The 12,794-nt window shown below is 67.3% G+C and carries 15 protein-coding genes; 9 read left to right on the top strand and 6 right to left on the bottom strand.

Annotated features, from left to right (window positions below):
- Positions 1-37: 37 nt before the first annotated feature.
- From ACO05N_RS10035 to ACO05N_RS10050, 4 genes are all read left to right on the top strand, one after another.
- Positions 38-694, top strand: a complete 657-nt coding sequence (locus ACO05N_RS10035; protein WP_422056968.1) for a DUF1013 domain-containing protein — start codon at positions 38-40, stop codon at positions 692-694.
- A gap of 80 nt (positions 695-774) precedes the next feature.
- Positions 775-1,872: an MBL fold metallo-hydrolase gene (locus ACO05N_RS10040; protein ID WP_422056969.1), complete on the top strand. Its 1,098-nt coding sequence runs from the start codon at positions 775-777 to the stop codon at positions 1,870-1,872.
- Positions 1,873-1,915: 43 nt separating this feature from the next.
- Positions 1,916-2,776 carry a dienelactone hydrolase family protein gene (locus ACO05N_RS10045; RefSeq protein WP_422056970.1) on the top strand — a complete coding sequence of 287 codons (861 nt, stop codon included), beginning with the start codon at positions 1,916-1,918 and terminating at the stop codon, positions 2,774-2,776.
- Positions 2,777-2,873: 97 nt separating this feature from the next.
- Complete coding sequence (locus ACO05N_RS10050) at positions 2,874-3,500, top strand: glutathione S-transferase family protein (protein WP_422056971.1); 627 nt, start codon at positions 2,874-2,876, stop codon at positions 3,498-3,500.
- Positions 3,501-3,541: 41 nt separating this feature from the next.
- Here ACO05N_RS10050 and ACO05N_RS10055 read toward each other — a convergent pair whose 3' ends face one another.
- The 3 genes from ACO05N_RS10055 to ACO05N_RS10065 are packed head-to-tail and all read right to left on the bottom strand — an operon-like array spanning position 3,542 to position 6,826.
- The gene (locus tag ACO05N_RS10055; protein WP_422056972.1) at positions 3,542-5,287 is read right to left on the bottom strand and encodes a hypothetical protein; all 1,746 of its coding nucleotides are present in this window, start codon (positions 5,285-5,287) and stop codon (positions 3,542-3,544) included.
- Positions 5,288-5,304: 17 nt separating this feature from the next.
- Complete coding sequence (locus ACO05N_RS10060; protein ID WP_422056973.1) at positions 5,305-6,666, bottom strand: putative O-glycosylation ligase, exosortase A system-associated; 1,362 nt, start codon at positions 6,664-6,666, stop codon at positions 5,305-5,307.
- Entirely contained in the window at positions 6,659-6,826 is a 168-nt protein-coding gene (locus ACO05N_RS10065; protein ID WP_422056974.1) for a hypothetical protein, read from the bottom strand. Before ACO05N_RS10065 ends, ACO05N_RS10060 begins: the two co-directional genes overlap by 8 nt.
- 45 nt (positions 6,827-6,871) lie before the next feature.
- Here ACO05N_RS10065 and ACO05N_RS10070 point away from each other — a divergent pair, with 45 nt between their 5' ends.
- A complete protein-coding gene (locus ACO05N_RS10070) occupies positions 6,872-8,113 on the top strand; it encodes a TIGR04063 family PEP-CTERM/XrtA system glycosyltransferase (RefSeq protein ID WP_422056975.1) in 1,242 nt (413 codons plus the stop codon).
- A gap of 8 nt (positions 8,114-8,121) precedes the next feature.
- Positions 8,122-9,012: a hypothetical protein gene (locus ACO05N_RS10075; RefSeq protein ID WP_422056976.1), complete on the top strand. Its 891-nt coding sequence runs from the start codon at positions 8,122-8,124 to the stop codon at positions 9,010-9,012.
- Between the two features lie 65 nt (positions 9,013-9,077).
- On the opposite strand, the gene ACO05N_RS10080 is transcribed toward ACO05N_RS10075, so the two are convergent.
- Positions 9,078-9,392 (bottom strand): hypothetical protein, encoded by a 315-nt coding sequence (locus ACO05N_RS10080; protein ID WP_422056977.1) that lies wholly within the window; start codon positions 9,390-9,392, stop codon positions 9,078-9,080.
- Positions 9,389-9,589 (bottom strand): hypothetical protein, encoded by a 201-nt coding sequence (locus ACO05N_RS10085; protein WP_422056978.1) that lies wholly within the window; start codon positions 9,587-9,589, stop codon positions 9,389-9,391. The genes ACO05N_RS10080 and ACO05N_RS10085 overlap by 4 nt, the downstream gene beginning before the upstream one ends.
- A 102-nt stretch (positions 9,590-9,691) precedes the next feature.
- On the opposite strand from ACO05N_RS10085, the gene ACO05N_RS10090 reads away from it, so the two are divergent.
- The gene (locus ACO05N_RS10090) at positions 9,692-10,312 is read left to right on the top strand and encodes a S24 family peptidase (RefSeq protein WP_422056979.1); all 621 of its coding nucleotides are present in this window, start codon (positions 9,692-9,694) and stop codon (positions 10,310-10,312) included.
- A 4-nt stretch (positions 10,313-10,316) separates the two neighbouring features.
- On the opposite strand, the gene ACO05N_RS10095 is transcribed toward ACO05N_RS10090, so the two are convergent.
- Positions 10,317-10,502 (bottom strand): hypothetical protein, encoded by a 186-nt coding sequence (locus tag ACO05N_RS10095; protein ID WP_422056980.1) that lies wholly within the window; start codon positions 10,500-10,502, stop codon positions 10,317-10,319.
- 178 nt (positions 10,503-10,680) lie between these two features.
- On the opposite strand from ACO05N_RS10095, the gene ACO05N_RS10100 reads away from it, so the two are divergent.
- Together ACO05N_RS10100 and ACO05N_RS10105 are read left to right on the top strand one after the other, a co-directional pair.
- Positions 10,681-10,893 carry a hypothetical protein gene (locus ACO05N_RS10100; RefSeq protein WP_422056981.1) on the top strand — a complete coding sequence of 71 codons (213 nt, stop codon included), beginning with the start codon at positions 10,681-10,683 and terminating at the stop codon, positions 10,891-10,893.
- 73 nt (positions 10,894-10,966) lie between these two features.
- Positions 10,967-12,739 (top strand): SLC13 family permease, encoded by a 1,773-nt coding sequence (locus ACO05N_RS10105; protein ID WP_422056982.1) that lies wholly within the window; start codon positions 10,967-10,969, stop codon positions 12,737-12,739.
- The last annotated feature ends 55 nt before the right edge of the window (positions 12,740-12,794 follow it).

Here is a 12,794-nt window from a genome sequence, read left to right on the forward strand (position 1 = left end):
GTGGAGGGCGGCCCTTATTGTTTCTGGAGACTTTGACGTGGCTCAGCCGCTCATGCCGCATGCGACCGCTTCCTGGCTGGTCGACAATACCGCGCTCAGCTTCGAGCAGATCGCCGATTTTTGCGGCCTGCACATCCTGGAGGTGCAGGCGATCGCGGACGATACCGCATCGACCAAGCTGACCGGTCGCGATCCGGTGCGCGCGCACGAGCTGACGATGGAGGAAATCGAGAAGGGTCAGGCCGATCCCGATTACCGCCTGAAGATGAGCAAGGGGCCCGAGCAGGTGCGTCGGACCAAGGGCCCGCGCTACACCCCGGTCAGCAAGCGCCAGGACAAGCCCGACGGCATCGCCTGGATCATCCGCAACCATCCGGAGATTTCGGACGGCGCGATCGGCAAGCTGATCGGTACCACCCGTACCACCATCGCCGCGATCCGCGATCGTTCGCACTGGAACATCGCCAATATCGTGCCCAAGGACCCGGTCACGCTGGGCCTGACCAGCCAGCGCGAGCTGGACGCTGCGGTCGCCAAGGCGGCGAAGGCGGCTGGGATCGAGGCGCCGGTCGACACCCGTCTGGAGGGCGACCGCGAGGCGCTGCTCGAGCAGCTGCGCGCCGAGCGCGAGGCGGCGTCGCGCGAGTCGACGACGGGCGTCGAGCTGGATCGGGATACGCTGTTCAAGAGCTGATCGCCCCCATTTTCGGTTTTCCGGTATCGTGACGGCGCGCGGACTCGACAAGCGGGTCCCGCGCCGTCACTGTTTCCGGTATGGCTGAACCGGCGATCTCTCCCGATATCTCGCTGACCCAGGACGAAAGCTTTGTAGCGACCAGTCATCGCGGGCTGACCTATCCTCTGGGCGAGCGCACCCCTGCGGTGGGAGAGGCGATAGCGGTCGCGCGCGGCGTGCATTGGGTACGCATTCCGATGGACGGACCGCTCGACCATATCAATTGCTGGCTGGTCGCCGATGGCGATGCGACGACGATCGTCGATACGGGCCTGAACGTCGATCCGTCGGTCGAAGCGTGGCGCGCGCTGTTCGCGGTTGAGCCGCTGGCATCCGCGCCGCCGCATCGCGTGATCTGTACCCATTTCCATCCCGATCATATCGGCCTTGCCGGATGGCTGGGGCGCAAGTTCGATGCGCCGATCTGGATGACGCGCGGCGAGTGGCTGATGGGGCGGCTGCTGACCGCCGATGTGCGCGACGCGGTGCCGGACGAGCAGATCGCCTTCTGGCGCGCGGCGGGATGGGACGACGAGCAGGTCGCGGCGGCGAGCGCGAAGGGCTTCGGCCAGTTTCGTCGCATGGTCGCGCAGATGCCGCTGGGCTATCGCCGGATCGTCGATGGCGAGGAGCTTGCGATCGGCGATGCGACGTGGCGCGTGGTGGTGGGATCGGGGCATTGCCCGGAACATGCGTGTTTGTGGAACGCGGGCGACGGCGTGCTGATCGCGGGGGATCAGGTGCTGCCACGCATCAGCTCCAATGTCTCGCTGGGCGTGAGCGAGCCCGAGGCCGATCCACTGGGCGAATGGCTGGCGTCGATCGAGAAGCTGTTGCAGCTGCCCGACGACCTGCTGGTGCTCCCGGCGCATGGCGCGCCGTTCACAGGACTGCATGTCCGGCTGGCGGCGTTGCGTGACGAGCATCGCAAGCGGCTGGATATCCTCGCCGAGCATCTGGTCGAGCCGCGCCGCGCGGTCGACTGCTTCGGGCGGATGTTCCGCCGGACGATCACCGGCGACATGCTGGGCCTCGCGACCGGAGAGACGCTGGCGCATCTGCGGCGGCTGGAGGTCGAAGGACGGGCGGTGCGCGAGGTGCGCGACGGCGCGTGGTGGTATCGCGGGGTAGGTTAGGTTAGCGTCGCCGCGCCGGGAAGCGAATCTGGAGAGCGATGCGATGTGCGATGATCTGACCAACGCCGACAATGAGCAGCTGATCAAGGGCATCAGCCGGCGCGAATTCGGCGCGGCGGCGGGCGCTGCGGGACTGATGGCGCTGCTGCCGACTCCGGCCAATGCCATGGGCATCCAGTCGACGGACGTCACGTTCAAGACCCCGGACGGAACCGCCGATGGATTTTATGCCGCGCCGAACAAGGGCAGGCACCCGGCGGTGCTGGTGTGGCCCGACGTGATGGGCCTGCGCCCCGCATTCCGCCAAATGGGCGAGCGGCTGGCGCAATCGGGCTTTGCGGTGCTCACGATCAACCCCTTTTACCGGTCGGTGAAGGGACGCTTCCTGCAGCCGGGCGAAAGCTATGCGACGCCGAGCGTGCGCGAGAAGATCGGGCCGTGGCGCGCGCTGCTCACCCCCGATGCGGTCGTGCGCGATGCGACTGCGGCGGTGGCGTGGCTCGACGGGCAACGTGCGGTGGACAAGAAGCGCGGGGTCGGCACCACCGGATACTGCATGGGCGGGCCGTTCACGATGCGCACCGCCGCGGCGCTGCCCGACCGGGTGAAGGCCGGCGGGTCGTTCCATGGCGGGGGCCTGGCCACCGACAAGCCGGACAGCCCCCACCTGCTGGTGCCAAAGATGAAGGCGCGCTTCCTGTTTGCGGTCGCCGAGAATGACGACAAGCACAATCCGGACGAGAAGGAGCTGGTGCGCAAGGCGTTTGCCGATGCGGGGCTGGCCGCAGAGATCGAGGTGTACCCGGCGAACCATGGCTGGTGCCCGCCCGACAGCCAGGTTTACGATCAGGTGCAGGCGGAAAAGGCGTGGGCGCGGTTGCTGGAGACGTTCAAGGGGCTGTGAGTTGGTCATCCTCCCCCTGGCGGGAGGATGACTTAGCGCTTGACCCGCGCTGCGATCTCGTTCCTATTTCGTTCTTATTGGACCCGGAGGGAAGACGATGACGCTGACGCTCTATACCAACCCGATGTCGCGCGGACGGATCGCGCGCTGGGCGCTTGAGGAGGCGGGTGCAGAGTATGACACGGTGGTCATCGACTACGGCCCGCGCGCGCCTGAATTTCTGGCCGTAAACCCGATGGGGAAGGTGCCGACCATCGTGCATGACGGCGTGGTGGTGACCGAATGCGCGGCGATCTGCGCCTATCTGGCGGATGTGTTTCCGGCGGCGAAGCTGGCACCGCCGGTCGATGCGCGGGGGGCCTATTATCGCTGGCTGTTCTTTGCGGCGGGGCCGCTGGAGCAGGCGGTGACCAGCCGGTCGATGGGATGGGACGTCGGCAATGATCCGCAGAAGCAGGGGATGCTCGGCTTTGGCGATTTCGACCGGACGATCGACGCGCTGGACACGGCGGTGCGCGCGGCGGGTGACGGCTGGCTGGCCGCGGATCACTTCACGGCGGCGGACCTGTATGTCGGCGCGCATCTGAGCTGGGGGACGCAGTTCGGGACGATCCCGAAGCGCGATTCGTTCGTGGCGTTTGTCGAACGGGTGCAGGCGCGCGAGGCGGCGCAGCGGGCCAATGCGCTCGACGATGCGCTGATGCCGGCACCGGCGGAGGGGTGAGAGTGGCTTGACGCTCCCCCGCCGGGGGGAGGGTTATGGGGTCACGCCACCACGCGCGATCCCAGCCTTGCCGCGAGATATTCGAGATTGGCGATGCGGCGCCACACCGCGCTGTCGTTGATCGAGACCGGGTTGAAGAAGCGGCGCATCGCAGGGAAATCGAGGTCGATCACCCGGCTCATGTAATCGGGGGTGAGCGTGCCGCCATGCTCGTCGCCCATCGCGCCGAGGCGGCGGCGCAGCGCATAGGTATGGCGGCGCAGCCAGACCGGGCGGATGCGGGTCAGCCATTCGGTCCGGCGATGCGCGAGATTGGGCGGCCCCGTAAAATCATGGCCATAGGCCGAAGGCTGGGCTGCAAGCACCGGGTCGATCGCGTTCAACAACGCCGCCTCGAACCGCCCGGCATATTTGAGCGGCATCGGCAGCGTCATCGCCTCTGCCACCACGCGATGGTCGAGGAACGGCATGAGGTACGGGCTGAACCGCGCCTCCAGGCTGATTTCGCGCCCGAACAGCGCGCGGCAGCGGATGCGGGGGTAGATCTGCTCGACCCGGTTGCGCGCAAGCTTGCCGGTCGCGTCGGGAGGGGCGAGCGATGCGGCTATCTTGTCCGCGATCGCGTCGATGAACCCGCGCGGATCGAAGCCCGCGGTGGCGTCGGCCGGGGTGAAGCGGGCGAAGAAGGTCTGTGCGATGTCGTGCGCGGTGAAGCGACGGTCGGGCAGGTAGAAGAAGTTGCGGTAGATCTCGCCGCACCCGCCCGACACGGCGAGCGCGCCATCGGCATGGCGGGCAAGCTGTGCCGCGCCGTTGGTGCCATTGTCGAAAATGTTGCCGAAGGTCGGCAAGCCGTCGAACTGACGGAAATTGCGCTCGACCAGTTCGGCAAAGGCGTCGGGCGGGACGACGCCATCTTCCTTGTCGAGCCATTCGATCGGGAAGCCGAGTTCAGCGCCGATATGCCGGGCGATGACGACATCCTCGTCGCCCGGGACGCCATAGACATAGACATGCGGGTCGCAGCCTTGCGCGCGCAACGCGGCGAGGACGAGGCGCGAATCGAGCCCGCCCGACAGCGGCGCGCGGACATTGCCGCCGAGCGCATCGACATGCGCGCCGACGATGGCGAGCAGCCGGTCGCGGTGGCGCGCGATGCGGTCGGGCAGCGTGTCGGCGCTCGGGGCAGCCGGCAGGGGCTTGGCGACGCCATGCCGGACGGTGCCGGTCGCGGTCAGCTCGACGACGGCGTTGGGCGAGAGAGTCTTGAGCTGGTCGAACACCGTGTCGTTGCCGACCGGCATGACATTGAAGACCAGCTCATACACGCCCTGCGCGTCAAAGCTGAGGCGCGGGAGCGCGCGGGCGGCGGCAAGGAAGGTGGTGGCGAAGACGCGGTCGTCGCCATCGTGGAACAGCTGAAAGGCCGAGAAATAGTCGCCGAACAGGAAGCTGCGGCCCCCGCGCCGGACGAGCGCGACGAACTGGCCGCCGAGCCGGTCCCAATCGAGCGCCAACGGGTCCATTTCGCGCAACGCGGCGAGCGCGGGTTCGCCCATCTTGCCGTCCGCCACCAGCGTTCCAGCGACCGCGACGAGATCGTCGCCGCGCTGGAGCAGCGATGTGGGTCCGGCGATGATGTGGGCGACGTGGAGCAGGGTCCAGCCGGGCAGGGCAAGCTCGGTGGGTTCGGGATAGCCTTGCTCGCCCAGCACTGCACGCGCCTCCGCCAGCGCGGATGCTGCGAAGCGCGGATTATCGTTCCGGACAAGAAACAGGCTGGCCATGGTCGCGTCCTAACCGATCATGCCGCCGCCGGCGCGGGCGAAGTGCGCTTCCGGCCCATCGGGCGGATGCCTTCCTCCGCCCGTTTGCGCGCGAGATAGGTGTCGAGGCCGATCTGGGCGCCGACCAGCATGTAGACGAACGGGTTGAGCGCGATGCCGACGAACAGCGACCCGAACAGATAGATGATGTGCCCATGCTGAAGCGCGGTGGCGAGCGGGGCGATCCACGCCTTGTCGGGTGAGGTATCGCGATAGCGGCGGCGCAGCACCTCCATCCGCAAAATACCACCGAGATGGATCATCAGCCACAGGATGAAGCCGGGCCAGCCCTGTTCGCCCAGCATCTCGAAAAAGGCCGAGTGATAGGCGCGCGACTTGTCGATTTCGGGCGTGCGCACCACGGTGCGGCTGGCGCCTTCGCCGACAATTTCGATCTTGTCGTATTTGATCTCGTTCTGGCGATAGGCTTCGAACCCGCCGCCCATCGGGTGGGTCTTCACATACTCCCAGGTCCATTTCCAAACCTCGATCCGGGTCGAGGCGCTGGCGTCGGACTGGTAGGTCTGAATCGTGCCCATCCGCTCGGTAAAGCTGGCGGGGAGGAATGGGACCGAGGCGATAGCGAGGAAGCCCGCTCCCGCGACATAGAGGATGCGCCGCTTGACGTCGCGCAGCATCAGCACCGCGAGCAGGCCGATGCACAACAGGCCGGTGCGCGCCTGCGTCCCCACCGGCATCAACAGGCAGGCGAAAATCAGGGCATAGCCGAACGTCTTTACGCGCCAGTCGGGCGGGAAAATCGTGCCATATTTGGTGAACCACAGGATCAGCGGGATGAGGCAGATCGACACCGCGGAAATGATGCTGCCTTCGAACAGGCCGGAGTTGTTGTCGACGATCAGCTTGAGCTGGCCATAGCCGCCGCCGCCGAGCGCGGTCTTGACCCCGCCGGCAATGATGATCGTCGCGACCGAAAGCAGCATGAACAGCAGCAGCGCCTCGATCCGCAGCCGCGTGCGCAGGGTGAGGGGGAGGAAGATCGCAAAGGCCAGCGCCTTCCACACCCAGTCCCATTTATACACCGCGTCGATCGGGAAATCGGCGTTGATCGTGGTGAAATAGCACCAGCCGAGCAGGGCCAGCATCAGTCCCTGGCGTGGGGCGACGCGCACGTCGCGCTTGTCGTCCATCGCGAGCCAGGACAGCACCGCGAACCCCACCGCCATCGCCGAAATCGGAAATGCGTTGAGCAGGAAATAGCTCATCCGCTGCGGCGAGACGATGTCGATATAGACATAGGCAAGCACGAACAGGAACGGCCGGCGCAGGCCGAGCGCGAAGATGGCTCCCAGAAATGCGATGAAGGCGAGATCACGCACCGGGGCGTTTCCAGCCACGCTTGGGCGGCGGCGGCTTGCCGTCCAGGCTGTCGTCATCGACTGCCGGGCTGTTCACCAGACGCCAGGCGACGACGAGCAGCAGCCCGTGAGTCAGCGCGAGAACCAGCGTGTCGATCATCGTGGGAGCGGGGATAACCAACTCCGGTTGACGGGCCGTTAAGTGATCGCGTGGCAGAGGGACGGCATGCGGATCCTGCACGTCCTTGATCATTCGCTGCCGCTGCACAGCGGTTATACCTTTCGCACGCGCGCGATTTTGAAGGCGCAGATGGAGCGCGGCTGGACCGTCGCGGGGGTGACCGGACCGCGTTATCATACGGGGGATTCACCGTTCGAGACGCTGGACGGGATCGACTTCCACCGCACGAAACAGATGCGGCGATTGCCGCCGGTCGTCGGCGAGCTGGCGGAGATTGCATCGTTCGCACGGCGGATCGGGGAAGTGGTCGAGCGGTTCCGGCCCGATATCCTCCACGCGCACTCGCCGGTGATCGACCCGCTCGCGGCGATGCGTGCGGCGAAGCGCTACGGCTTGCCGCTGCTGTATGAAATCCGCGCTTTCTGGGAAGATGCAGCGGTCGGCAACGGCACCGGGACCGAGGGGTCGGCGAAATATCGCGCGATCCGGGGGCTGGAGACCTGGGCCGCGCAGCGCGTCGATGCGGTCGCGGTGATCTGCGAGGGGCTGAAGCGCGATCTGATCGCGCGCGGGATCGATGCGGGTAAGATCATGGTGTCGCCCAATGGCGTCGACCTGCACCTGTTCGGCGATCCGGTACCGCGCGACGCGGCGCTGGCGGCGCAGCTTGGGCTGGAGGGGGCCGATACGATCGGGTTCATCGGCAGCTTCTACGACTATGAGGGGCTGGACGATCTGATCGCGGCGATGCCGGCATTGCTGGCGCAGCGGCCCAGGGCGCGGCTGGTGATGGTCGGCGGCGGGCCGATGGAACAGGCGTTGCGCGCGCAGGCGGCAGCGTCGAGCGCGGCGCATGCGATCCACTTCGTCGGACGCGTGCCGCACGAGCAGGTCGAGCGCTATTATTCGCTGATCGACCTGCTGGTGTACCCCCGCAAGCACATGCGGCTGACCGATCTGGTGACGCCGCTCAAACCGATCGAGGCGATGGCGCAGCACAGGCTGGTCGCGGCGTCCGATGTCGGCGGCCATCGCGAGCTGATCCGTCATGGGGATACCGGGACGTTGTTCCCACCGGACGACCCGGCGGCGCTGGCGGATGCGGTGGCGGGGGTGTTTGCCGATCGCTCCGGCTGGGACGCACAGAAAGAGCGGGCGCGGCGCTGGGTCGAGACCGAGCGTAACTGGTCGTCAAACATTTCACGCTACGAACCTGTTTACCAAAAATTGATCGACGCCCGATCACGGGAATCCAAATGGTTGCGTACGCCCTCGTTCAACGTCTGACCCCCAATGTGGCGCTTGCGCTCGCCGGTGGCGCGGGCGCCTGCGCGGTGCTGGCCAGCCTGGTGCTGCCCGGCGCGCTGCTGGAGGACATGGTACTCGCCAGCGGGATCGCCGCGTTCGTGCCTGCGGCCGAGCCGCCGCTGGGTACGACGGCGCGGTTGTGCATCGGGCTGTTCACTGGCGGGCTGATTGCGCTGATCGCGTGGATGGGCATGTCGGCGCTGATCGCATGGATCGATTCGCGCGTGGCTGACGCGGCGGAGGGCGAGCCGCGCCCGACCGTGCGGCGCGCCGATGCGCATCCCGACGCGCGACCGCGCGTACCGCTGCGCGCCAGCGACCTGGAGATGCCGGAATATCGCCCTGTGTCGGCGGTGGGACCGGACGCGGAGCCGAGCGTCGCCGATATTCTGGACCTTTCCGACGCCGCGCTGCCGGACGAGCCGGCGATCGCGATGGGACCGCCGTCCGAGGGGCGACCGATCCACGCGCCGCTGCCGGAAGTTCAGGAACTGCCCGCCGATCTCGACCAGCCGCTGGCAGCGTTCGACCCCTATGCCATTCCGGCGGTGCCGATGGTTCCGCCGCCGCCGGTCCGTCCGCTGCGCCGCCGCGCCGCGCGCGCGCCGATCTATGATGTGAGCGAGCGGTTCGAGACGTTCGAACTGACCCCTGCGGTGCGCGCCACGCCCGAGTCCGTCGTGCCGCCCGAACCCTTGCCGGAGATGGCGCCGCCGATCGCGGCGCCCCAGACCGAGGCAAGCGTGCAGGCATTGCTCGAGCGACTGGAAAAGGGCCTGGGCAAGTTCGCGCCGCCTCCGCCCGAACCTGCCCCCGACCCCAGGCGCAAGCTGGAGGACACGCTGTCCGAACTGCGCCGGATGGCGATGCGGGCCTAGCGATCGTCTGATCCTCTCCCTCCGTTGCCTTCGGCGCCACTCCCCCCGGACGGGGGAGGATTGAGTTAGCGCTCTTCCACCGTCAGCACGCCGATCCCCATCTCGACGCGATCGCCAATGCGGGTGTGCGACTCCACCGTCAGGTCCGCCACCAAATGCCCGCGCAGCGCAAACTCCGCGTCGGGCAGGTCGGCGATCCAGGCGTCGATTGCGCGGGAGGGCGCAGCGGCTAGGAGCAGCTCGTGGCGCGCCCCGGCAAAGGTGGCGCTGGCCCAGCGGGTCCAGCCGGCCGAGACGATCGTCAGGTCGATCCCTTGCTGAATGGCGTGGCGGAGCAGGGCGCGTTCGAGCAGCACGCCGGCATCGGGGCCGCGGCTCATCGCGCATCTCCCCGGGGGACCACGGCCGGCGGTCGCGCCAGTTGCGCCTCGATCCGCGCGCGCAGTTCCGGGCCGGGATCGCGGCCGTTGCGCAGATCGTCCACCAACCGCGGATCGTTGACCGCCAGCCGCCCGAATTTGGTGCGCGGCATGCCGGTTTGCCGCAAATATCGTTCGATCTTTCCCAGAATCGCCATCGCCCTTCCTCACGCTACGGGGCCGCTCCCCGACTCGTGTGTTCATTAAATGTTCTCATTTCCAACTTGTCTAGGAAAAATCCTGCGTATATGGATGGGATCATGGATTCACAGGATCAGCGGCAGGCATTGGCGTCGGCGGCGGTGGCACGGGGGGCATCGCTGGCGGAGCTGTCGCGGCTGATCGGGCGCAACGCGGCCTATCTGCAGCAGTTTGTGACGCGGGGCAGTCCGCGGCTGCTGGCGGAGGGGGACCGGCGACGGCTGGCGCGCTATCTTGGCCTCAGCGATTCAGCGCTGGGTGGGCCGGCGGTCGAAGGGCTGGTGGCGGTTGCGCGGGTTGATGCCGGGGCGGCGGCCGGGCGCGGCCGGGTGGTGGAGAGCGAGCGGGTGAGTCCGCTGCTGCTCGACCCGGCATTGCTGCGACGGCTGGGTGTGCGCGCGGACATGGCATCGACCATTCGTGTCGAGGGCGCGTCGATGGAGCCGACCCTGTGCGACGGCGACGAGATCCTGGTCGACGGCGCGCGGCGGGTGCCGGGGCCGCGCGCGGCGATCCATGTGTTTCGCCGCGATGGACTGTTGGCGGTCAAGCGGCTGCGGTTGATGGGCGGCGAGATCGAACTGGTCAGCGACAATCCCGACTATGGGCGCGAGATCGTGCCGCTGCACGCAATCGATGTCGTCGGCCGCGTGGTGTGGATGCACCGCGCGCTGGTGTGATCGCTCAACGACTGCCGCGCACGCGATCGATCAGTGCGACGATGATGAGCAGCGCGATACCGATGCCGAGCCCGGCAAGGAAACCGATCGAGGGTTGTCCCTGGCGCACGCCGACCACCGTGCCGGCGATCAGCGACAGGGCGAGAAGCGCGCCGCCGGCGATCGGCGCGGGTTTGGATGAGCGGTTCATGCTCGCGCCATGCCATGTCTCGTGCCGGGACGCCACTGTCCCGTCACGGCACGTGCGGCACGCCCGAAACCCCTATGGTTTCCAGCGATTTACCCTTGCAACCCGCAGGGCGGCGCGACTTTGTGCGAGCTGGCACGCGCGGTGCGTGTGGGCGCGCGAGACTGCGCAAGGAACTTCGATGTCGCCCATCCCCTATCTCGCCGACCGCGCCCATGTCACCGACGCCGCCGACCTGATCCGGTCATTTGGCGACGATGCCGGGCTGGAAGCGGCGGCGCGCGCGGACAGGTTCCGCGACCTGGGCAACCACATCAATTTCTGCCGCTGGCGCCAGATCGAGCGGCTGATCGTGCTGATGAGCGTCAACCGCGCGGTCGGTACCGTCCATTGAGATAATGGTTCCCCGTATCGTGATGTGACGCAACCGGCGCACCACAACCGCGTTATGCGCGGATGGGGGCCAGATGACGTTACCGCAGATCCTGTCGATAGCCGTGCTCGTGGGCATGATGGCGCTCTTTCTGTGGGGGCGCTTCCGCTATGACGTGGTCGCGGTCATGGCGCTGCTCGCCGCCGTGGCAGCCGGCATTGTCGCGCCGGACAAGGCATTTAGCGGCTTCTCTGACGACATCGTGATCATCGTCGGATCGGCGCTGGTGCTGTCGGGCGCGGTGCAGCGATCGGGCGTGATCGAGCAGCTGATGCGCCTATTGCAGAAGCGGGTGACGCGGGTGCGATCGCAGCTGTTGTTGCTGTCCGCCAGCGTCGGGCTGGGTTCGGCGCTGGTCAAGAATATCGGCGCGCTGGCGATGCTGATGCCTGCCGCGTTTCAGATGGCGAAGAAATCGAACAGCTCGCCCAGCGTGTTCCTGATGCCGATGGCATTCGCGTCGCTGCTCGGCGGGCTGATCACGCTGATCGGCACGTCGCCCAACATCATCGTCAGCCGGGTGCGCGAGGAGATGACTGGCCAGCCGTTCGGCATGTTCGATTACGCGCCGGTCGGGCTGGGACTGACCCTGGTCGGGCTGATCTTCCTGCGTTTTGGCTATCGCCTGTTGCCAATGGATCGTCGCGCCGCGCCGACCATGGGCGAAGCGCTCGACATCAACGACTATGCGACCGAGGCCAAGATCGTCGCCCAATCGGCGGCGAAGGATGAGCGCGTGTCGGCATTCCTGGAACGGCACGACCATGAGGTCGCGATCACCATGTTCCTGCGCAACGGCGTGCGCGCGACGCCGTGGCCCGACATGCTGCTGCGCGAGGGCGATATCCTGATTCTGGGCGGCACGCCGGATAGCCTGGAACGGGCGATCGCGCGCGACCGGCTCGATTTCGTCGGCACCAGCGAAGCCCCGGAATCGGGCGAAGGCGATGAGATCGGGGTGATCGAGGCGGTGGTGGGTCCCGGGTCGCCGCTGGTCGGCGGAACGGCGGGATCGCTGATGCTGCGCCAGCGCTATGGCATCAACCTGATCGCGGTGTCGCGGCGGGGGGAGCGGATCGTGCGGCGCATGCCCAATGTCGTGTTCCGCGCCGGCGATGTGGTCGTGCTGCAGGGGCCGCTGGGCGCGCTCCCGGGGACGCTGACCGAACTCGGCGCGCTGCCGCTGGCCGAGCGCGAGCTGCGGCTGGGCAGCGTGCGCAAGGGGCTGTTGCCGATCGCGGTGCTGGCGGTGGCGATGGCGGCGACTGCAACGGGCGCGGTGCCGGTGACCATCGCCTTCTTTGCGGCGGCGGCGGTGGTGGTGCTGCTGGGCGCGCTCCCGCTGCGTGAAGCATATGACCATGTCGAATGGCCGATCCTGATCATGCTCGGCGCGCTGATCCCGGTCAGCGACACGCTGCGCAGTACCGGAGTGACGGAGATTATCGGCACGTGGCTGTCGGCGACGGCGTCGGGCCTGCCACCCTGGGGCGCGGTGGCGCTGATCATGGCGGCGGCGATGGCGGTGACGCCGTTTCTCAACAACGCCGCGACGGTGCTGGTGATGGCGCCGATCGCCGCCACGTTCGCGGGCGATCTGGGGCTGAGGCCCGAGGCGTTCCTGATGGCGACGGCGGTTGGCGCGGGATGCGATTTCCTGACCCCGATCGGGCATCAGTGCAACACGCTGGTGATGGGGCCGGGCGGGTATCGGTTCAGCGATTATGCGCGGCTGGGGGCGCCCTTGTCGCTGATCGTGCTGGTCGTCGGTACGCCGCTGATCCTGTGGTTCTGGCCGGTCGGCTAGTTGCAGGCGGTGGTCTGCGTTCCTAGCTGTCCGTTGAACCAAGAAGAGGAGAGAT

Source organism: Sphingomonas sp. (assembly GCF_965227385.1).
In the GTDB taxonomy this organism is placed as follows: Bacteria; Pseudomonadota; Alphaproteobacteria; order Sphingomonadales; family Sphingomonadaceae; genus Sphingomonas.

Excerpts from the sequence above, each read along its gene's own strand:
- ACO05N_RS10040 (WP_422056969.1), top strand. The coding sequence starts at position 775 with ATGGCTGAACCGGCGATCTCTCCCGATATCTCGCTGACCCAGGACGAA.
- ACO05N_RS10045 (WP_422056970.1), top strand. The coding sequence starts at position 1,916 with ATGTGCGATGATCTGACCAACGCCGACAATGAGCAGCTGATCAAGGGC.
- ACO05N_RS10050 (WP_422056971.1), top strand. The coding sequence starts at position 2,874 with ATGACGCTGACGCTCTATACCAACCCGATGTCGCGCGGACGGATCGCG.
- ACO05N_RS10055 (WP_422056972.1), bottom strand. The coding sequence starts at position 5,287 with ATGGCCAGCCTGTTTCTTGTCCGGAACGATAATCCGCGCTTCGCAGCA.
- ACO05N_RS10070 (WP_422056975.1), top strand. The coding sequence starts at position 6,872 with ATGCGGATCCTGCACGTCCTTGATCATTCGCTGCCGCTGCACAGCGGT.
- ACO05N_RS10080 (WP_422056977.1), bottom strand. The coding sequence starts at position 9,392 with ATGAGCCGCGGCCCCGATGCCGGCGTGCTGCTCGAACGCGCCCTGCTC.
- ACO05N_RS10085 (WP_422056978.1), bottom strand. The coding sequence starts at position 9,589 with ATGGCGATTCTGGGAAAGATCGAACGATATTTGCGGCAAACCGGCATG.
- ACO05N_RS10090 (WP_422056979.1), top strand. The coding sequence starts at position 9,692 with ATGGATTCACAGGATCAGCGGCAGGCATTGGCGTCGGCGGCGGTGGCA.
- ACO05N_RS10095 (WP_422056980.1), bottom strand. The coding sequence starts at position 10,502 with ATGAACCGCTCATCCAAACCCGCGCCGATCGCCGGCGGCGCGCTTCTC.
- ACO05N_RS10100 (WP_422056981.1), top strand. The coding sequence starts at position 10,681 with ATGTCGCCCATCCCCTATCTCGCCGACCGCGCCCATGTCACCGACGCC.
- ACO05N_RS10105 (WP_422056982.1), top strand. The coding sequence starts at position 10,967 with ATGACGTTACCGCAGATCCTGTCGATAGCCGTGCTCGTGGGCATGATG.